The 18,091-nt window shown below is 65.1% G+C and carries 15 protein-coding genes; 8 read left to right on the top strand and 7 right to left on the bottom strand.

Going from position 1 to position 18,091, the window contains the following annotated elements; genetic code table 11:
* Nucleotide 1: 1 nt before the first annotated feature.
* A complete protein-coding gene (locus DVU99_RS02465) occupies nt 2-1,534 on the bottom strand; it encodes a peptide MFS transporter (RefSeq protein WP_114238623.1) in 1,533 nt (510 codons plus the stop codon).
* Nucleotides 1,535-1,762: 228 nt separating this feature from the next.
* Between DVU99_RS02465 and DVU99_RS02460 the strand changes: the two genes are divergently transcribed.
* From DVU99_RS02460 to DVU99_RS02445, 4 genes are all read left to right on the top strand, one after another.
* Complete coding sequence (locus tag DVU99_RS02460) at nt 1,763-2,134, top strand: diacylglycerol kinase (protein WP_114238622.1); 372 nt, start codon at nt 1,763-1,765, stop codon at nt 2,132-2,134.
* 162 nt (nt 2,135-2,296) lie between these two features.
* Nucleotides 2,297-2,917 carry a LemA family protein gene (locus tag DVU99_RS02455; RefSeq protein WP_114238621.1) on the top strand — a complete coding sequence of 207 codons (621 nt, stop codon included), beginning with the start codon at nt 2,297-2,299 and terminating at the stop codon, nt 2,915-2,917.
* 4 nt (nt 2,918-2,921) lie between these two features.
* On the top strand, nt 2,922-3,824 hold the full coding sequence (locus DVU99_RS02450) for a YgcG family protein (RefSeq protein ID WP_114239030.1): 903 nt from the start codon (nt 2,922-2,924) through the stop codon (nt 3,822-3,824).
* Nucleotide 3,825: 1 nt separating this feature from the next.
* Nucleotides 3,826-4,329, top strand: a complete 504-nt coding sequence (locus DVU99_RS02445; protein WP_114238620.1) for a TPM domain-containing protein — start codon at nt 3,826-3,828, stop codon at nt 4,327-4,329.
* Nucleotides 4,330-4,490: 161 nt separating this feature from the next.
* Here the strand turns inward: DVU99_RS02445 and DVU99_RS02440 are convergent, their stop codons facing one another.
* Complete coding sequence (locus DVU99_RS02440) at nt 4,491-7,376, bottom strand: TonB-dependent siderophore receptor (protein ID WP_114238619.1); 2,886 nt, start codon at nt 7,374-7,376, stop codon at nt 4,491-4,493.
* A gap of 296 nt (nt 7,377-7,672) precedes the next feature.
* Nucleotides 7,673-9,646 carry a S9 family peptidase gene (locus DVU99_RS02435; protein WP_232823418.1) on the bottom strand — a complete coding sequence of 658 codons (1,974 nt, stop codon included), beginning with the start codon at nt 9,644-9,646 and terminating at the stop codon, nt 7,673-7,675.
* Nucleotides 9,647-9,870: 224 nt separating this feature from the next.
* Between DVU99_RS02435 and lgt the strand changes: the two genes are divergently transcribed.
* The 4 genes from lgt to DVU99_RS02415 all read left to right on the top strand — a co-directional run bounded on the left by lgt (nt 9,871) and on the right by DVU99_RS02415 (nt 13,134).
* Nucleotides 9,871-10,764, top strand: coding sequence for a prolipoprotein diacylglyceryl transferase (gene lgt / locus DVU99_RS02430; protein ID WP_114238618.1), 894 nt, complete (start codon nt 9,871-9,873; stop codon nt 10,762-10,764).
* A gap of 3 nt (nt 10,765-10,767) precedes the next feature.
* The gene (locus DVU99_RS02425; RefSeq protein ID WP_114238617.1) at nt 10,768-11,562 is read left to right on the top strand and encodes a thymidylate synthase; all 795 of its coding nucleotides are present in this window, start codon (nt 10,768-10,770) and stop codon (nt 11,560-11,562) included.
* 118 nt (nt 11,563-11,680) lie between these two features.
* A complete protein-coding gene (locus DVU99_RS02420) occupies nt 11,681-12,169 on the top strand; it encodes a dihydrofolate reductase (protein WP_114238616.1) in 489 nt (162 codons plus the stop codon).
* Nucleotides 12,170-12,183: 14 nt separating this feature from the next.
* On the top strand, nt 12,184-13,134 hold the full coding sequence (locus DVU99_RS02415) for a Nudix family hydrolase (RefSeq protein ID WP_304529401.1): 951 nt from the start codon (nt 12,184-12,186) through the stop codon (nt 13,132-13,134).
* Between the two features lie 7 nt (nt 13,135-13,141).
* Here the strand turns inward: DVU99_RS02415 and coaE are convergent, their stop codons facing one another.
* The 4 genes from coaE to pilB all read right to left on the bottom strand — a co-directional run bounded on the left by coaE (nt 13,142) and on the right by pilB (nt 17,840).
* Nucleotides 13,142-13,762, bottom strand: coding sequence for a dephospho-CoA kinase (coaE, locus tag DVU99_RS02410; protein WP_114238614.1), 621 nt, complete (start codon nt 13,760-13,762; stop codon nt 13,142-13,144).
* On the bottom strand, nt 13,759-14,616 hold the full coding sequence (locus tag DVU99_RS02405; RefSeq protein WP_114238613.1) for an A24 family peptidase: 858 nt from the start codon (nt 14,614-14,616) through the stop codon (nt 13,759-13,761). The genes coaE and DVU99_RS02405 overlap by 4 nt, the downstream gene beginning before the upstream one ends.
* Nucleotides 14,617-14,683: 67 nt before the next feature.
* Complete coding sequence (locus DVU99_RS02400; protein ID WP_114238612.1) at nt 14,684-15,952, bottom strand: type II secretion system F family protein; 1,269 nt, start codon at nt 15,950-15,952, stop codon at nt 14,684-14,686.
* Nucleotides 15,953-16,118: 166 nt separating this feature from the next.
* On the bottom strand, nt 16,119-17,840 hold the full coding sequence (gene pilB / locus DVU99_RS02395) for a type IV-A pilus assembly ATPase PilB (protein ID WP_114238611.1): 1,722 nt from the start codon (nt 17,838-17,840) through the stop codon (nt 16,119-16,121).
* Nucleotides 17,841-18,091 lie beyond the last annotated feature (251 nt).

Below are 18,091 nucleotides of genomic sequence, written 5' to 3'. Positions count from 1 at the left end.
CTCAGACCTCTTCGCTGTGCACCGCCGGCAGCGGCGTGTGCGCGTCGGCGTGGCTGCGCGACAGCTTGTTCATAAGCGGCAGCATGACCACGGCGATGACGGTGCAGCCGATGCCCACGAAGCCGAGCTTGTTGAACAGGCCCACGTAGATGTTGAGCGATTCGACCGGGCTGGAGATGTTCTCCGGCATGGCGGCCAGGTTGGCCACCACGCTGCCCAGGTACTGCGAGATGCCCACGGCCACGTAGTAGGCGCCCATCATGAAGCCACCCATGCGGGCGGGCACGTAGCGGGCGATCATCGCCAGGCCCAGGCCGCTCACCAGCAGCTCGCCCAGCGAGTAAAAGCCGTAGCCCCACACCATGGTCCAGGAGGACACCTGGCCATCGACCGCGCTCATCGCGCCGAAGCCATACATGAAGAAGCCCAGCGCCACCGCGGCAAAGCCGAGGGCGAACTTGGCCGCCACCGAGGGATCCTTGCCGACGCGACCGAGCGTGTTGTAGATGATCACCAGCACCGGGCTCAGGATCACGATCCAGATCGCATTGAGGTTCTGGTACTGCTCGGGAATCCAGTTGAACAGGTGGACGCCGAACACGTCGAACGACAGGTTCACGTTCTTCTGCGCGAACAGGTTCAGCGAGGTGGCCATCTGCGCATAGAAGATGAAGAAGAAGATGGTCTGCACCGTGAGCACCAGCGCGGCGATCAGGCCGGAGCGCTCGCTCTTCTCGGCATTGCGGATCAGGTGCGCGAAGATGCACAGGATCACCAGGCCTGCGAGATAGACGCAGATCTTGGCGGCCAGCAGGCTCTGCAGGATGAAGGCCGCCACCACCACCAGTACCAGCGAGGCGCCGACGAGGGCCAGCACGCGGCTGGCCGCCACCGGCTGCTCATCGGCGGGCGAGCCGATGTGGGCCAGCGTGCGGCGCATGAAGGAGTAGTTGATCAGGCCGAGCACCAGGCCCACGGCGCAGGCGCCGAATGCGGTATGCCAACCCATGGCGTCGCCGTAGTGCTGGCCCACGTAGTCGCGGATCCACGGCGTGGCCGTCATCGAGACCATCGAGCCGACATTCACCGCCATGTAGTAGATGGTGAATGCGCTGTCGATGCGCACGTCGTCGCCTTCGTAGATCTTGCGCACTAGGTTGCCGGCGTTGGGCTTGAAGAAGCCGTTGCCGACGATGATCACGCCCAGCGCGGAGTACAGCAGCGTGGGGTTGTTGGACGGGATCCACAGCATGGTGTAGCCCAGCGCGAGCACCACGGCGCCGGTGAGCATGGTGCGGCGGGTACCGATCAGCTTGTCGCCGACCCAGCCACCGATGGCGGGCGTGGCGTAGATCAGCGCGGCCGCGGCGCCCCAGACCAGGTTGGCCTTGGTGTCGATGAAGCCCAGCTTCTTCATCATGTAGGTGACCATGAGCACCTGCATGCCGTAGAAGCCGAAGCGCTCCCACATCTCGATCAGGAAGACCGTGTAGAACGACCTGGTCTGGGAGACCGGTGGATTCTGGATTGCCATTCGATTGTCCGTACTGCGGTTCAAACAACGGCCGCTGGCGCGGCCGGCTCGCGTAACCCGGAGCCGGGTCACAAAGGGCGCAAGGGTAACCCATTCGTCATTCAGGTGACGTTGCGGTGCCGCACGCAGGAATCTGCGCTCGGCGGGAAGGGGGCGCTGTGGCATCATTACGGCCTTGTGTCCGCCGTTTGCGGGCACCGCTGCGCCGTTCGCCGACGAGGAAGACACATGGCCGCCACCGGATTCCGCGGGCCTCGCCAAATCTGGAACGCCTTCAAGTGGTCCATGAAGGGGCTGCGGGCGGGTTGGCGCCACGAGGCCTCGTTCAGGCTGGAAGTATGCCTGGCCGTGGTGCTGGTGCCACTGGGCCTGTGGCTGGGCAACGGGGCCCTTGAAAAGATCGCCCTGATCGTGCCCCCGGTGCTGGTGCTTTCGGCCGAACTGCTCAATTCGGCGGTGGAGGCGGTGGTGGACAAGGTGAGCCCCGAGTTCAGCGAACTGGCGGGGCGCGCCAAGGACATGGGCTCGGCGGCGGTGTTCCTCCTGCTGATGCTGACCGCGCTGAGCTGGGTCCTGATCCTGTGGCCCCACTGGGCCTGATTCGCCCCCTGTTTCTAGGAGCGCACCCTGTGCGCGATTCCGGCCCGGTGGCTCCATAGGCTTGTCGCCCGCGGGATGGGCTTTCGCGGTTCGGCGATCGCAAGATTGCGCCGGTCACGGGGGAATGCTGCAATGGTGTCTCCATAGGATTGGAGCACCCCCATGAAACTTCTTCGTGTCCTTGCATTGCTGCTGGTGGTCGCCGGCCTCTCGGGCTGCGGTTACAACGCCATCCAGCGCCAGGACGAGGCGGTCAAGGCGGCCTGGTCCGAAGTGCTCAACCAGTATCAGCGGCGCGCCGACCTGGTGCCCAACCTGGTCAATACGGTGAAGGGCTATGCCCAGCACGAGGAAAAGGTGCTGACCGAGGTGACCAATGCCCGTGCCCGCGTGGGCAGCGTGAAGCTCAGCACGGACGACCTCAATGATGCCCAGAAGCTGCAGCAGTTCCAGGCGGCGCAGGGCGAGCTGTCCAGCGCGCTCTCGCGGCTGATGGTGGTGAGCGAGAACTATCCCCAGCTGAAGGCCGACGGCCTGTTCCAGAACCTGCAGGCGCAGCTGGAGGGCACCGAGAACCGCATCACCGTGGCGCGCAACCGCTACGTGCAGGCGGTACAGCAGTACAACACGCTGATCCGAAGCTTCCCCAACAACCTCACGGCCAAGATGTTCGGCTACCAGGTGAAGCCGAACTTCTCGGTCGAGAACGAGAAGGCGATCTCCACGGCGCCGACGGTGGACTTCGGCACCGGTGCGCCTGCTCCCTCAGCCTCGGCACACTAAGGTGATGCGGCGCTTGTCGCGCCTGCTGCTGGTGCTGGTGGCAGCCTTGCTGCCGCTGGCCCTGCTGCACGCCCAGGATGCGGGCACGCCCGCCGTGCCGCAGCTGACACGCCACGTCACCGACCTGACCGGTACGCTGACCCCGCAGCAGGTCGACCAGCTCGATGCCCAGCTCACGGGGCTGGAGAAGAGCAAGGGCGCGCAGTTGGTGGTGCTGATGGTGCCGACCACCCAGCCCGAAGACATCGCGGAATATTCGCTGGCCGTGGCCGAAGCCAACAAGATCGGCCGCAAGGGCACCGACGATGGCCTGCTGTTGCTGGTGGCCAAGAATGACCGCCGCGTGCGTATCGAAGTGGGCTATGGCCTTGAAGGCGCCGTGCCCGACGCCGCCACGGCGCGCATCATCCGCGAGTACATCGCGCCCAAGTTCCGTACCAATGATTACTTCGGCGGCATCAGCGATGCGGTGGGCGCGCTTACCCAGCTGGTGAATGGCGAAGCATTGCCTCCGCCGGTGGAGAGTGGCAACCCCGAACGGCAGGGCACGGATTTCGGCCACATGTTGTTGATCGGCGTGTTCGTGGCGTTCTTCCTGCGCGGCATCTTCGGCCGCTCCGCCGTGTGGCTGCGTACGCCCCTGGGTGCGGCGATCACCGGCGGGCTGTTGTGGCTGCTGGCGGCCTCGATCGGCGCCGGCATCGCCGGTGCCTTGATCGGAGGCCTGTTGATGCTGCTGCCGTCCGGCGCAGGCCGTTCCATCGGCGGCGGCGGCTGGGGTGGTGGCGGTTTTGGTGGCTGGGGCGGCGGCGGCTTCGGCGGCCGCGGTGGCGGCGGGTTTGGTGGTGGCGGCTTCAGCGGCGGCGGTGGCAGTTTTGGTGGCGGTGGTTCATCAGGGAGTTGGTGACATGGCGCGCATGCAACGGCTGTTGATGAACCTGTTCGATGGCTGGTTCCAACTGCGTCGCCGCTTTCCTTCCAGCCTGCTCGACGAGATGACGACGGCGATTGCCCGTGGCGAGCGTGAGCACCGGGGCGAGATCTGTTTCGCCATCGAGTCGCGCTTGTCGCCCGGTGCAGTACTGGATGGCCTCGATGCCCGTCGCCGCGCCCAGCACGTGTTTGCCCAGCTCCACGTCTGGGATACCCAGCACAACAGCGGCGTGCTGTTCTACGTGCTGATGGCCGAGCACCGCGTGGTGATCATCGCCGACCGCGGCATCGCCGCTGCGGTGACCCAGGACGAATGGGACGCGATCCGCGACCACATGCTGGTCCGTTTCGGGCAAGGGGAGTGGCGCGACGGCTGCCTGGAGGGCATCGCCGAAGCGCACGCCTTGCTCAAGCGGCACTTCCCCGGCAACGACAAGGCGCAGCCGGACGAGCTGCCGGATCGGCCGGTGCTGCTTTAAGGTCGGTGCTGGCGTTCTGGCTGGGGTGGAGTGGGTCGCGCACGGCGTGCGCTCCTACGGGGCATGTCGGCGTGTGAGCAGACCTTGCGCGTCGTGGCGGATGCACAAAAAAAGAGCGGGCCCGAAGGCCCGCTCCATCCATCGTTCAAACTCTCGCGAGCTTAGAACTTCTGGTTGTACGACACGTACCAGTAACGGTCGATGTCGAACGCCGGGTTGTACGGCGAGCTGCCGGTACCCGAGGTGGTCACCGAGTAGTAGTACGGACCCTTCTTGTTGAAGATGTTGTTCACGCCAACGGTGAACACGCCCTTCCACGGAGCCGTGTAGCGGAACTGCGCGTCGTTGAACGCCACCGAGCCCTTCTGGCTCATGCCAAAGGTGCCCCACCAGGGGTTGGTGTAGTTCGGCGACGAGCACTCGACGTAGTTGCCCGGGGTGTTGTCGTAGCAGATGTCCTTCAGGCCGGCGTAGTAACGCACCGTCCAGCTGGCACCAAACTGCTTGTAATCCCAGTCCACCTGCAGGTTCGAACGCAGACGGTACATGCCGTCTTCGCCATTCATGAAGCCCACGGTGTCTTCAGCAACGGCGCCTGGGCCGCTGACCGTCTCGTACTTGGTCAGGTAGGTGCTGTCCGAGGCGATGCGGAAGCGGCCGAACGAGGTTTCCGGCAGGCGGTAGTGGATACCGATGTCGTAGCCTTCGGTCTTCAGCGTGCCCAGGTTGGCCAGGCTCTCGTTGAGGTTGTTGACCGAGCCGGCCACCACGCCCGTGGTCGGGTCAGCAGCGGCAGCGCGGGTGAAGCGGTTGCAGAAGGTCGGATCGTTCTGCACGTAGCAGTAGTTCAGGATGTCCTGAGCATCGACCGACGAAATGATGTTCTTGATGTAGATGTTGTAGTAGTCGAGCGTGAAGTCCAGGCCGTCGATCTGGTGCGGGCTGTAGACCAGGCCCAGCGTACGGGTGATCGACTGCTCCGGCTGCAGGTTCGGGTTGGAGCCCGAGATGAAGGCGACCGGGGTCTGGCTGCCGTTGCTGCTGGTGATCGGTGCACCGGAGGTGCCCTGCACCTGACGGTAGCCGGCCGGCACGCCGGCAGCGGCGCAGCGCTGGGCCACGGACGTGCTGGTCGCGGCGGCGCCGTACTTGCTGTCGCACGGATCCAGGAAGGTCTCAAAGCTCTGGCCCGGGCCACCGTACAGGTCGCTGATGGTCGGTGCGCGGAAGCCCTGAGCCCAGGTGCCGCGGACCAGCAGGTCAGCGAACGGACGCCAGCGGAAGCTGTACTTGTTGTTGGTGGTGCTGCCGAAGTTGCTGTAGTGCGAGTAGCGGCTGGCAATGTTCAGGCCGAACTCCTGGGCGCCCGGAAGGTCACGCAGCAGCGGCACGTCCAGCTCGGCGTACGCTTCGTTGGTGTTGTACGCACCGCTGGTCGGCTGTGCCGCCAGATCGGTGGTCAGGCCAGCGGCGACCATGGCGTCCGGGCGATAGTTGCCCTTTTCGCCGCGGTGCTCCACGCCCACGGCCAGGTTGACCGTGCCGGCCGGCAGATCGAACAGGCCGCCGGACACGTTGGCGGTGTAGTCGTCGGTCGAACTGGTCTGGCGGTTGGTTTCGATGTAGTTGACGTAGTTCAGCACCTGCTGCGAGGCAGCACCCGGGCCGGCCAGGATGTTCCACGGCACGCAACCCGCGGCGCGCGCGGCAGCGTTGGCGCACACGACCTGACCATTGATGGTTTCCGTCGGGCCAAGGGCGTTCTGCAGGTTGACCAGGTTCAGGTTGCCCGAACCGATCTGGCGGATCTTGTTCTGCGAGTAGGTGTAGTTCGCATCCCAGCTCCAGTCGTGGCCGAGGAACTGGAAGTAGCCCTCTGCACCCACGTCGATGTGAGCCAGCTTGGAGTTGCCCCAGGTGATACGCGGCAGCTCGGTCGTGCGGCGGTAGAACGCGACGTCCTGACCCGGGAACGGGTTGTAGGCGTTGTCGCCGCTGATTTCCACGCCGGTGCCACCGGTGGACAGCGGGTAGCCTGCCAGCTGCGACGAGGTGTCACGCGTGCTGTAGCTGGCCATGCCGTGCAGGGTGATGTTGTCGGTCAGCTTGTAGCGATCCTGCAGGAACAGGTTCTTCAGCTTCGAGCCGGCGCGGAACGTCATGTCGTTCTGCGTGTTGTACTTGTCGGCGTTGCTGGTGCCGTCGTACAGGTGGTAGTTGGCCAGGTTCGACGTATCGGTCGAGCCGTGGTTGATCACGTACTGCGCGCCGGTGGTCGGGTCGATCACGCGGCCGTAGGGGCCGGTGCCGCTCCAGCCATCGGTCGGATGGCGCGGGCCGTTCGCGTAGTCGGTTTCGCTACGCTCGCTGTTCCACATCGGGTCGGTGTTCTGGTACGACGCGCCGACGATGATCGAGTTCTTCTCGGTGCTGTGGCCCCAAGTGAAGTCGTAGTTCGTGGTCGTGCCGTCGCCCTTGCCGTTCTGGCCGTAGTAGACGTTGGCTTCGGCGCCGTCGAACTTTTCCTTGGTGATGATGTTGACCACGCCGCCGATGGCGTCGGAGCCGTAGATGGACGAGGCGCCGTCCTTGAGGACGTCGATGCGCTCGATCATCGAGACCGGGATGGTCGACAGGTCGGTCAGGCCCGTGAGGCTGGTGCTCCAGCGACGGCCGTTGACGAGGACGAGCGTACGTGCCGAGCCCAGGTTGCGGATGTTGACGTAGCGGCCGCCGACGTCAGCGCCCGAGGACAGCGTGTCCTGCGGGGTGATGTCCGGAGTACCGGCCGACGGCATACGCGCGATGATGTCATTGACGTTGGTCAGACCGGTCGCCTGGATCGCGGCGCGATCCATGGTGAACACGGGCTGCGAGGTTTCCACGTCCACGCTGCGAATGCGCGAACCGGTCACCGTAACGGTTTCGAGGCTCTTGGCCGAGGACTGATCAGCCTGAGCGGGGGCAGCATCCTGTGCGGCCACCGACCACGTCTGCAGCACGAGCGCTGCGGCAATGGCAGTCGCCAGCAGTGTCTTTTGCTTCATTGTTGGAACTCCGAACAAAAAATAGCCAGCAGCCAGCGCGCAAGGGCTGGTCATCTGGATATGGGGAAGGCACGCCAGACCCTGGGGAGGGGACTGAATGCCGCGGCATCGCCAGGCTTGGGGGACAGGCGATGTAACCCCGAAGTTAAAACAAAGTGACGGGTGCGTGCAACCTGGTTGCCACGTTCAGGTGATAAGTAGGGAATTCGCGCACACGCGTGAGAATGCCGGGCGTTGTCTCGCGTGCGGGTGGGGGAAATCGCCCGCGCGTTGTGAGCGCGGGCTTGTGGGCGAAGTCAAGGCGCCGCGGGCGATGGTGTGGAGCTGCCACCGATGTATTTGTCGAGGAAGTCGGCCAGCGTGTTGTAGAACGCCGCCACGTTCCTCTCGCTGTAGAAGCCGTGGCCTTCGCCCGGCCTGGACATCCATTCGTAGGGTCGGTGGGCCGCATCCAGCGCGGCGCGCATGGCCTTGGCCTGGGCGAAGGGCGCGCGTTGGTCGTCTTCGCCGTGCACCAGCAATACCGGCACGCCGATCTTGCCGGCCAGCTTGGTCGGGGAATTCGCTGCCAGGTCGGCCGCATCCTTGCCGATCACGGTTTTCAGATAGCTGCGGCCGGATTTCTGTTCACCCGTGTCACCCTTGTCGTACATCATCGCCAGGTCGTAGACGCCGGCGTAACCGGCGGCACACTTGAACAGGCCCGGTGCGCGGATGGTGGTCATCATCGCCGAATAGCCACCAAAACTGGCGCCATATACGCAAATGCGCCCTGGATTGGCATATTGCTGGTCGATCGCCCAGTGCACGCCATCGATCAGGTCCTGCTGGATGCGCTTGCCCCATTCCAGGTAGCCCGCCTCGGTGAATTCCCGGCCGCGGCCGGACGAGCCGCGATAGTTGACTTGGAGCACCAGGTAGCCCCGGTTGGCGAGGAACTGCGCATCATCGTCATAGAACCATTCGTCCTGGACGAAGTGCGGGCCGCCGTGCGGCAGCAGCACCATGGGCAGGTTGGTTTCGTTGCCGCCGGGTGGCAGGGTCAGGATGGCCTCCAGTTCGGTGCCGTCGCTGGCCTTGAAGCGCACGGGACGGCGCTCGGCCATCCGCGCCGGATCGATCCAGGGGGCCGCCGCGAACAGCTTCCGCAGTTTGTACTGGTGGGTGTCGATCAGGTAGTAGGTGCCGGGGTCACGGTCGCTGGAAACGGAGAACAGCAGGACGCTGCCGTCATTGCTGAAGCTCAGGAAGTTGACGTAGCTGCCGGGAAACTTCTGGCTCAGCGCCATGTGCAGCTTGGCGGCCGGCAGGTCGGGATTGATGTAGGTGACCTTCGGCTGGCCGGTAGCGGGTATCGTGGCGAACGGCTGGCTGGGTGGCGCCGTCCACTGGATGTCGCCGACGCTGCCAAAATCGGCCTTGGCCAGCACGATGCGGTTGCCGCCGGCCTCGTCTTGCTCCACCAGCGCGCTCGGGCCGTTGCCTGCGTTGTAGTAGGCGTAGATGCGCTGCTTGTCGGGCGTGTAGGAGATGGGGACAAAGCTGTGGCCGATCTGCTGGGGAGAGAGTTTGGCCCAGCCGTTGCCCTCGCGATGGAACACCAGGTAGTCGTAGTTGTCGTTGCTGCCATAGGCAAAATGCGGCAGCCCATCGGCGCCTATCATGAAATCCATGCCCGATTCGCTGATGTCGCCGATCAGCCGGCGGGTGTTCTTCACCGCATCGACGTCGTACAGCGAGTACTTGCCGCGGCTGTCCCACGATTCGGCGCTCATGTAGAAGTGGCCGTTGGCCAGCTCGGGCTTGCCAACTACATAGCCCCAACCCTTGTCCGTGCTGCGGGTGGCCGAGCGCGTGCCGGCCACGTCATAGCCGTACAGGTAATCCTGATGCTTGCCGTCCACGTCGGTGGCCAGCAGCTCGCCATAGAAGGCCGGTGTATCGAGCGTGCCGTGCTGCTGCCCCTTGGCTACCACGAGCCGGGTCGGTGATACCCAGGTGATGCCCAGCGGCAGATCGTACTTGGGCATGCGGAGCATGCTGACAGGCGTCTCCATGTCGTTCGTGGCATAGATCACCAGCGCGTGGGTCTTGGCCTCGTTGTCGTCCACGCGCACGGCCAGGTACTTGCCGTCGGGCGAAAGGCTCGGATGAGAGGTCGTGGCGTGCCTGGCAAAGTCCTCGACCGGGATGAGGTCGGTGGCCAGTGCTGCCATGGGTAGCACGAGGCAGGCTGCGGGCAGCAGGGCCCGTATCATGCGGTTGGACATTGGTTCTCCCCTGTGCGCCCCGGCCCAGAAACATTGGCCAGTTCGGGGCTCGACTGGCCGATTGCGGAGGAGTCGCGCAGGCTGCGTGGCCCCTCGGCTGGCCCCCCGGCCAGCATTCGCAAGAACTTGCAGTCTAGTCGCCGGCGCGGCGGACGGTAAGGGGGCAACCGCCGCGCAGGGAGTCAAGCCGGCTAAACTGCGCCTTTGTCGCCAGCTCTCGCCCCATGACGCAGCCTTTTACTGTTGCTTTTGATCCCGTCGCCTTCCGGCTTGGGCCGCTACAGATCCACTGGTATGGACTGATGTACCTGGGAGGGTTCCTGGGCGCATGGCTGCTGGCCGAGTATCGCCGCCAGCGCGGGCGGTTACCGGTGACGCGCGATGCGTTGGGCGACCTTGCCTTCTACGTGATGATGGGTGTGATCATCGGTGGCCGTGTGGGTTACATGCTGTTCTATGCCGACATCCACTGGATCTGGCAGGACCCGCTGGCGCTGTTCCGGGTATGGGACGGCGGCATGAGCTTCCACGGCGGCCTGCTGGGCGTGCTGGTAGCGGGCCTTTGGTGGTCGCGCAGGCACCAGCTCCACTTCTTCGACACGGTGGATTTCGTGGCACCGCTGGTGCCGATCGGGCTGGGGCTTGGCCGCCTGGGCAACTTCATCAACGGCGAGCTGTGGGGCAAGCCCAGCGACGTGCCCTGGGCGATGATTTTCCCGAATGCGCACGCGTTCGATGTGGACTGGGCTGCCGCGCATCCGCAGTGGCAGGCCACGCTGGCGCAGTTCGGCGCGCTGCCGCGGCATCCCTCGCAGCTGTACGAAATGGCGCTGGAGGGCGTGACCATGTTCACCGTGCTGTGGCTGGTGTCGCTCAAACCGCGTCCCCGCTACCTGATCTCGGGCCTGTTCGCGCTGATGTACGGTTGCTTCCGCTTCGCCGTGGAATTCGTGCGCCTGCCGGATTTCCCGCGGCCGGGCTACATTGCCTGGGGCTGGCTGACGATGGGGCAGATCCTGTCGCTGCCGCTGATCATCATCGGCGTGGTGCTGCTGCTGATGTCGCGCAAGGCGCCGACGCTGCGGCTGTACACCGTCGCGCTGCCTGCCAAGGAGTAAGCCATGCGGCAATACCTCGACCTGCTGCAGCATGTGCTCGAGCACGGAGCTGAGAAATCGGACCGTACCGGCACCGGCACGCGCAGCGTGTTCGGCTGGCAGATGCGCTTCGACCTGGCCGAGGGGTTCCCGCTGGTCACCACCAAGAAGCTGCACCTGAAGTCGATCATCCACGAGCTGATCTGGTTCCTGCAGGGCGACACCAACATTGCCTATCTCAAGGAACACGGCGTCAGCATCTGGGACGAGTGGGCCGATGAAAACGGCGAACTGGGCCCGGTCTATGGCCGCCAGTGGCGTGCGTGGCCGACGATCGATGGCGGCGCGGTTGACCAGATTCGCTGGGTGGTGGACGAGATCCGTCGCAACCCGGATTCGCGCCGCCTGGTGGTGAGCGCCTGGAACGTGGGCGAGTTGCCGAAGATGGCGCTGATGCCCTGCCACGCGCTGTTCCAGTTCTACGTGGCCGACGGCAAGCTGAGCTGCCAGCTGTACCAGCGTTCGGCGGATATCTTCCTGGGCGTGCCGTTCAACATCGCCAGCTACGCGCTGCTGACCCATATGATCGCGCAGGTATGCGGGCTCGGCGTGGGTGATTTCGTGCACACGCTGGGCGATGCCCACCTCTACAGCAATCACCTGGAGCAGGCACGCCTGCAGCTCACCCGTGAGCCGCGACCACTGCCGCGGTTGGTGCTCAATCAGGACGTGCGCTCGCTGTTCGATTTTCGCTACGAGGACATCGCCATCACCGGCTATGAGCCGCACCCGGCGATCAAGGCACCGGTCGCGGTCTAGGGCCGCCCTGGCGTGAATGGGCCGTGGATGCGTCGTCGCATCCTGCTAAGATCTGCCCCCGCGGAGCCATCGGCCGGGCGACGCAGGCCGCCCAACTGACGATGACCCAAGGATTTCCATGGCTATTTCGCTGATCGCCGCGCTGGATGAGAACTTCGCCATCGGCCGCAAGGGGCAGCTGCCCTGGCATCTGCCCGATGACCTGCGCTGGTTCAAGGAGCTGACCCTCGGCAAGTACGTGCTGATGGGCTACAACACGGCCGTGGCGATCGGCCGCGCCCTGCCTGACCGCACCAACCTGGTGCTGACGCGCAAGCACGAGGCCCCGTTCCCGGGGCAGGTGACCGTGCGCTCGCTGGCCGAAGGCCTCGCCCGTGCCGGAGGTACCGGCCTGATGGTGATCGGTGGCGGCGCGGTCTACTCCGAAGCTCTGTCGCAGGCCAAGCGCCTGTACCTCACCTGGGTCAATGCCGCGGTGGAAGGGGCCGATACCTTTTTCCCCGGCGTGCATTTCAGCGACTGGACCGAGGTATCGCGCGTGCACCACAAGAAGGATGCCGAGCATGCCTATGACTTCGACATGGTCGAGTACATCCGCAACGATTGAACGGGCGGACTGCATTGTCCGCCACTGATGCGCCCGCCATGCACGTCATGGCCGGCGTGATGATCGATCGGCAGGGGCGCGTGCTGCTGGCTCAGCGGCCACCGGGCAAGCACCTGGCTGGCCTGTGGGAATTTCCCGGCGGCAAGCTGGAGCCCGGCGAATCGCCGATGGACGGCCTGGTGCGTGAGTTGCGCGAGGAGCTGGGCGTCGAGGCCGTCTCGGCCGAACCCTTGATCCGCGTTCCCTGGCGTTACGGTGAGCGCGACCTGCTGCTCGATGCGTGGACGATTCGCGGCTGGCAAGGACTGCCGACGTCCCTGGAGGGGCAGGCGCTGCAGTGGACCGATCCGGCGCAGGTGGACCTGTCCATCCTGGCTCCGGCCGATCGGCCGATCCTGCGGGCCTTGCAGCTACCACGGCGATATCCAATCACCCCTGGCGATGTGCCTGCCGCGGCTTTCGAAGCGTGGCGTGCGCGCCTGGAGGCGGCGCTGGAGGCAGGGGAGCGGCTGATCATGTTGCGATTCCCGCTGTGGCCCGAGACCCGGATACGCGCGCTGGCCGCGGCCTTGTTGCCTTCGGCGCACCGACATGGCGCCGCCTTGCTGCTCAGTGGAGACCTGGTCGGCGCACGCGAGCTGGGCATCGGCGTGCAACTGAAGGCACACCAGTTACGCGAACTCAGCGAGCGTCCACTGCCGCCCAGTCAGTGGGTAGGTGCGAGCTGCCACGACGCGGCCGAACTGGCATTGGCGGCGGCACTGGCCGACTTCGCTACCTTGTCGCCGGTGGCTCCCACCGCCTCGCATCCCGGCGCGCCCGCGCTGGGCTGGCCGGTGTTCCAGTCGCTGGTGGCCTCGGCCTCGTTGCCGGTCTACGCCCTGGGTGGCATGGGGCTGACGGACGAGTCCGCGGCGCGTGCGGCCGGCGGCCAGGGCGTGGCCGGCATCGGTGGCTTCTGGTGAGATGTGTTCAGCGCGCCCGTGCGGCGAGCTGCAGGTAACTTTCGTGCAGGCGAGTCACCGCCGCGTCCAGCTCGGCCTCGTCGCCATGGTTCTCGATGACGTCATGGGCAAGCGCAAGCCGTTCGGCGCGACTGGCCTGTCGTTCGATCATCCTGCGGGCCAGTGCTTCGTCGATGTCGTCGCGGCGCATCAGGCGATCGAGCTGCAGCGCCTCGGACGCATCGACCACGAGCACGCGATCCACCCAGCCGTAATGCGCAAGGTTTTCCGCCAGTAACGGGATGGCGAGCAGGCAATAGGGGCCGCGGTCGGCGAGCGCGTGCTCATGCATCCAGGCGCGTACGCGGGGATGGATGATGGCCTCGAGCGCGCGCCTGGCTTCGTCGTCGCCGAACACGCGTCGCCGCATGGCCGCCCGGTCGAGCGTGCCATCCGCTGCTAGCACCTCGCCGCCGAAATGCGCCACGACTGCCTGCAGGCCGTCGCTGCCGCGGGCGATCACCTCGCGTGCGGCGACGTCGGCGTCGTAGACCTGGACGCCCAGTGCCTCGAAGCGCCGCGATACGGCGCTCTTGCCCGAGGCGATGCCCCCGGTGAGGGCGACCACATAGCTGCGCGCGTGCGTCATTGCATGCCGGAGAGCTGCGCGTAGTGCAGCCACAGCCAGTCACCGGCGATGAACCACACCCATCCGGCGGCGGCGATGAAGGGGCCGAACGGCATCGGCACGTCCCGGCCGTGCTTGCGCAGCAGGATCAGGGTGCCACCGAGCAGGGCGCCGATGAACGAAGACAGCAGGATCACCGGCAGCAGTGCACCGGGACCCATCCAGGCACCCAGGGCGGCCAGCAGCTTGAAGTCGCCGTAACCCATGCCTTCCTTGCCGGTGAGCAGCTTGAACAGCCAGTACACGCTCCACAGGCTGAGGTAGCCGATGGCGGCGCCCAGGATCGCCGATGCGGGCAGCACGAACATCGGCAGCAGGCTCAGCAGCAGGCCCAGCCAAAGCAGCGGATAGTTGAGCTGGTCCGGCAGGTATTGCGTGCGAAAGTCGATGCCGGACAAGGCGAGCAGCATCCAGGTGAACACGAGGCCGGCGAGGGCAGGCAGGCCGGGGCCGAATTTCCAGACCACGGCAGCACTGAGCATGCCGCACAGCAGTTCGACCAGCGGGTACTGGATCGATATCGGCGCCTTGCAGTAGCGGCATTTGCCCTGGAGCAGCAGCCAGCCGAACACCGGGATGTTGTCGCGGGCCGCCAACGGGTGCCGGCAATGCGGGCAATGGGACGGTTCGCGGACGATGCCGGGCGGCATCGGCTGGCCGTCGGGCTCCATCTCCAGCGTGTCGAATGCATCGAGCCGCCACTCGGCCTTGATCCGTTCCGGCAGGCGCAGGATCACCACATTGAGGAAGCTGCCGACCAGCAGGCCGAGCACGGCGGCGGCGAGGGTCCAGGCCCAGAGCGGGAGTTCGAGCATGCTTCGGTTCCGAAAACTATAAAAAAGGCCCCCCTCCCGGAGGGAGAGGGGCCTGGATGCGGCGAGCTTACACGGTGCTTGCCATCTTGAAGATGGGCAGGTACAGCGCGATCACCATGCCACCCACGAGCACGCCCAGGATCACCATGATCAGCGGCTCGAGCAGGCTGGAAAGCGTATCGACGGCGTTGTTCACTTCTTCTTCGTAGAACTCGGCCACCTTGAACAGCATGTGGTCCAGCGCACCGGATTCTTCACCGATGCCGACCATCTGCACCATCATGTTGGGGAACAGGCCGGTCTGTCGCATCGACAACTGCAACTGGTGGCCGACTGCCACGTCCTCGCGCATCTGCTTCACCGCCTCGCCGTACACGATGCTGCCGGTTGCACCGGCCACGGCGTCCATGGCCTCCACCAGCGGCACACCGGCGCGGAAGGTGACGCCCAGGGTGCGGGCGAAGCGAGCCAGCGCCGAATTGCGAAGGATGGCACCGATCACCGGGAACTTCAGCATCAGGCGATCGAGGAAGTGGGCGAATTTCTCGGAGCGCTTCTTGGCCATCACCAGCGCCGTAATGCCGCCCACGGTGCCGCCCAGCACCAGCCACCAATAGGACTTCATGAACTCGGACATCTTCACCACCACCAGGGTGGGGGCTGGTAGCTCGGTGCCGGCATCCTTGAAGGTCTGGGCGAATACGGGCACCACGAACAGCAGCATGATGAGGCAGACCAGGAATGCCACGGCCAGCACCATCACCGGATAGAACAGGGCCTTCTTGATCTTGGCCTTGATGCTTTCGGTGCGCTCCTTGTAGGTCGCGACCGTATCCAGCACGGTGTCGAGCACACCCGCCGATTCGCCTGCGTGCACCAGGTTGCGGTACAGCTCGTCGAACTGCACGGGGTATTTGGCCAGGGCCTCGTGGAGCGCGGAGCCGCCCTCGATGCTCTGCTTCACATCCGTCAGCATGTTCTTGAAACGGATGTTCTTCTGGCCATCGGCGATGATGTCGAACGACTGCACCATCGGCACGCCCGAAGCCATCATGGTGGCGATCTGGCGGCTGAAGATGGCCACGTCACGCGGCTTCACCGCGCTGCCCGTGGCGCCAAAAAGAGGCTTGCTGCGCTCGCGCACCTGCTGCGGATTCATGCCCTGCTTGCGCAGCTCGGCCTTGACGAGCGAGGCGTTCTTGGCCGCCATCTCGCCCTTCATGCGCTTGCCGCGCTTGTCCAGGGCCACCCAGTCATAGGTGGTCATCTTGCTGATTTCCGCGCGCTGGGAAGCGAGCGTGCTGGTGTTCTTAGCGGTGGCGGTGGCCGTGGCCATTGCGATTCCCCCTGCTGGTTCGGTCAGGTCGCCTCAGGATGGCGACCGCCTTGATTTCTTTGAGCTTAAGCCATTCCCCCAAGGCAATTCGTGCCACCCCGCGCAACTTTGGTGTGACGAACAGCCCTTTCCGGCGAACCGGGGCACGGGGCCCCGGGCGCAGGCTTCAATCCTTGGTGACGCGGTCGATCTCGGCCAGGCTGGTGACGCCCTTTTTCACCTTCAGCAGGGCCGATGCTCGCAGGTCGTTGACGCCGGCCTTGCGGGCCACTTCGGCGATCTGCAGTGCGTTGCCACCCTGCAGCACGATCTTCTGGATGTCCTCCAGCATGGGCATCACCTGGTAGATGCCCACGCGGCCCTTGTAGCCTTCGTTGCAGCTGTCGCAACCCACTGGCTCGTAGATGGTCAGGCCGGCGTCGATGTCTTCCTGGGTGAAGCCCGCGGCCAGCAGCGTCTGTGGCGGCAGCTCCATGGGCTTCTTGCAATCGTGCAGGCGGCGCGCCAGTCGCTGGGCGATCACCAGGGTGACCGAGGAGGTGATGTTGTAGGGCGCGATGCCCATGTTCATCAGGCGCGAGATGGTCTGCGGCGCGTCGTTGGTATGCAGCGTTGACAGCACCATGTGGCCGGTCTGCGCCGCCTTGACCGCGATTTCTGCGGTCTCCAGGTCGCGGATTTCGCCCACCATGATCACGTCCGGGTCCTGGCGCAGGAACGAGCGCAGCGCGGCGGCGAAGGTCATGCCGCGCTTGGTGTTCTGCTGGACCTGGTTGATGCCCTCGACGCGGATTTCCACCGGGTCTTCGACTGTGGAGATATTGCGCTCGGCGGTATTGAGGATGTTGAGCGCGGTGTACAGCGACACCGTCTTGCCCGAACCGGTGGGGCCGGTTACCAGCACCATCCCGTAGGGCTTGTGGATGGCATCGAGATAGAGCTGCTTCTGGACGTCCTCGTAGCCCAGCACGTCGATGCCCAGCTTGGCGGCCGAGCCGTCAAGGATACGCAGCACGATCTTTTCGCCGAACAGCGTGGGCAGGGTGCTGACGCGGAAGTCCACGGCGCGGCTCTTGGACAGGTTGAGCTTGATGCGTCCGTCCTGCGGCACGCGGCGCTCGGCGATGTCCAGGCCGGACATGACCTTGATGCGTGACGAGATGCGCGAGGCCAGCTTCATCGGCGGGCTGGCCACGGCGCGCAGCATGCCGTCCATGCGCAGGCGCACGCGGTACTGGGTCTCGAATGGTTCGAAATGGATGTCGGAGGCGCCACGCTTGATGGCGTCCACCAAAATCTTGTTGACGAATTTCACCACCGGGGCATCGTCGTTGGCGTTGGCGTCGATGCCGGTGGTTTCAGCTTCGTCGTCGCCGCCTTCCAGCGCCAGGTCGTCGAATTCGCCGCCGCCGAGGTCGGGCACGGCGTTGCTCATCGCGGTGAGCGCCTGCTCGATGCTGCGCAGCAGCTGGTTACGCTCCACCAGGATCGGTTCCACCATGCAATTGGAGTGGAACTTGATCTCGTCCAGCGCGTGCGACTGCATCGGGTCGGCGATGCCGACGAACAGGCGCTTGCCGCGCTTGAACAGCGGCAGGGCGTGGTGCTTGTTGATCAGCGCTTCGCTGATCAGGTTGATCGGCATGGTGCCCGGCGTCAGGGCCGACACATCCATCATCGGCATGCCGAACTCGTCGGAAGCGATGCGGGTGAGTCGCGCGCTGTCGACCAGGTTATGGTCCAGCAGCCAAGCGGCCAGCGTGGTCTTGTGCTGGGTCGAGTCGGCGACCGCCTTGCGGACGTCTGCCTCCGGCAGCACGTCTTCGGACACCAGCCTGCGCGCCATGCCCGACAGGCCCGCGAGCGAGGGTTGCAATAGCGTTGACATAGCTTTACTGACTCAGCCCCCTGATTGAATGGGAATTTACCCCAGTTGCGCGATCCGGTCATCCCGCTGGCTCAAGAAACGGCCGCCAGGGTGACCGGGAGCACAGATCCGCCGGTCATGCACGGCAAAGACATGCAACAGATATGCCTCCGGCCATGGACGCCGGGGAGGCCCTGGGGTAGAAATGCCGTTTTCCGTAGAATCCCGGCCGTGTCCTCCAGCCCACCCCAGCCCCTGTGTCGTATACACAG

The organism is Dyella sp. C9 (genome assembly GCF_003332825.1).
In the GTDB taxonomy this organism is placed as follows: Bacteria; Pseudomonadota; Gammaproteobacteria; order Xanthomonadales; family Rhodanobacteraceae; genus Dyella.
The sequence above is the reverse complement of the archived record's forward strand: the minus strand, read 5'-3'. Positions and strand labels throughout refer to the sequence as shown.

Excerpts from the sequence above, each read along its gene's own strand:
- DVU99_RS02460 (WP_114238622.1), top strand. The coding sequence starts at position 1,763 with ATGGCCGCCACCGGATTCCGCGGGCCTCGCCAAATCTGGAACGCCTTC.
- DVU99_RS02420 (WP_114238616.1), top strand. The coding sequence starts at position 11,681 with ATGGCTATTTCGCTGATCGCCGCGCTGGATGAGAACTTCGCCATCGGC.
- pilB (WP_114238611.1), bottom strand. The coding sequence starts at position 17,840 with ATGTCAACGCTATTGCAACCCTCGCTCGCGGGCCTGTCGGGCATGGCG.
- DVU99_RS02455 (WP_114238621.1), top strand. The coding sequence starts at position 2,297 with ATGAAACTTCTTCGTGTCCTTGCATTGCTGCTGGTGGTCGCCGGCCTC.
- DVU99_RS02435 (WP_232823418.1), bottom strand. The coding sequence starts at position 9,646 with ATGTCCAACCGCATGATACGGGCCCTGCTGCCCGCAGCCTGCCTCGTG.
- DVU99_RS02465 (WP_114238623.1), bottom strand. The coding sequence starts at position 1,534 with ATGGCAATCCAGAATCCACCGGTCTCCCAGACCAGGTCGTTCTACACG.
- DVU99_RS02440 (WP_114238619.1), bottom strand. The coding sequence starts at position 7,376 with ATGAAGCAAAAGACACTGCTGGCGACTGCCATTGCCGCAGCGCTCGTG.
- lgt (WP_114238618.1), top strand. The coding sequence starts at position 9,871 with ATGACGCAGCCTTTTACTGTTGCTTTTGATCCCGTCGCCTTCCGGCTT.
- DVU99_RS02405 (WP_114238613.1), bottom strand. The coding sequence starts at position 14,616 with ATGCTCGAACTCCCGCTCTGGGCCTGGACCCTCGCCGCCGCCGTGCTC.
- DVU99_RS02445 (WP_114238620.1), top strand. The coding sequence starts at position 3,826 with ATGGCGCGCATGCAACGGCTGTTGATGAACCTGTTCGATGGCTGGTTC.
- DVU99_RS02400 (WP_114238612.1), bottom strand. The coding sequence starts at position 15,952 with ATGGCCACGGCCACCGCCACCGCTAAGAACACCAGCACGCTCGCTTCC.
- DVU99_RS02450 (WP_114239030.1), top strand. The coding sequence starts at position 2,922 with ATGCGGCGCTTGTCGCGCCTGCTGCTGGTGCTGGTGGCAGCCTTGCTG.
- DVU99_RS02425 (WP_114238617.1), top strand. The coding sequence starts at position 10,768 with ATGCGGCAATACCTCGACCTGCTGCAGCATGTGCTCGAGCACGGAGCT.
- coaE (WP_114238614.1), bottom strand. The coding sequence starts at position 13,762 with ATGACGCACGCGCGCAGCTATGTGGTCGCCCTCACCGGGGGCATCGCC.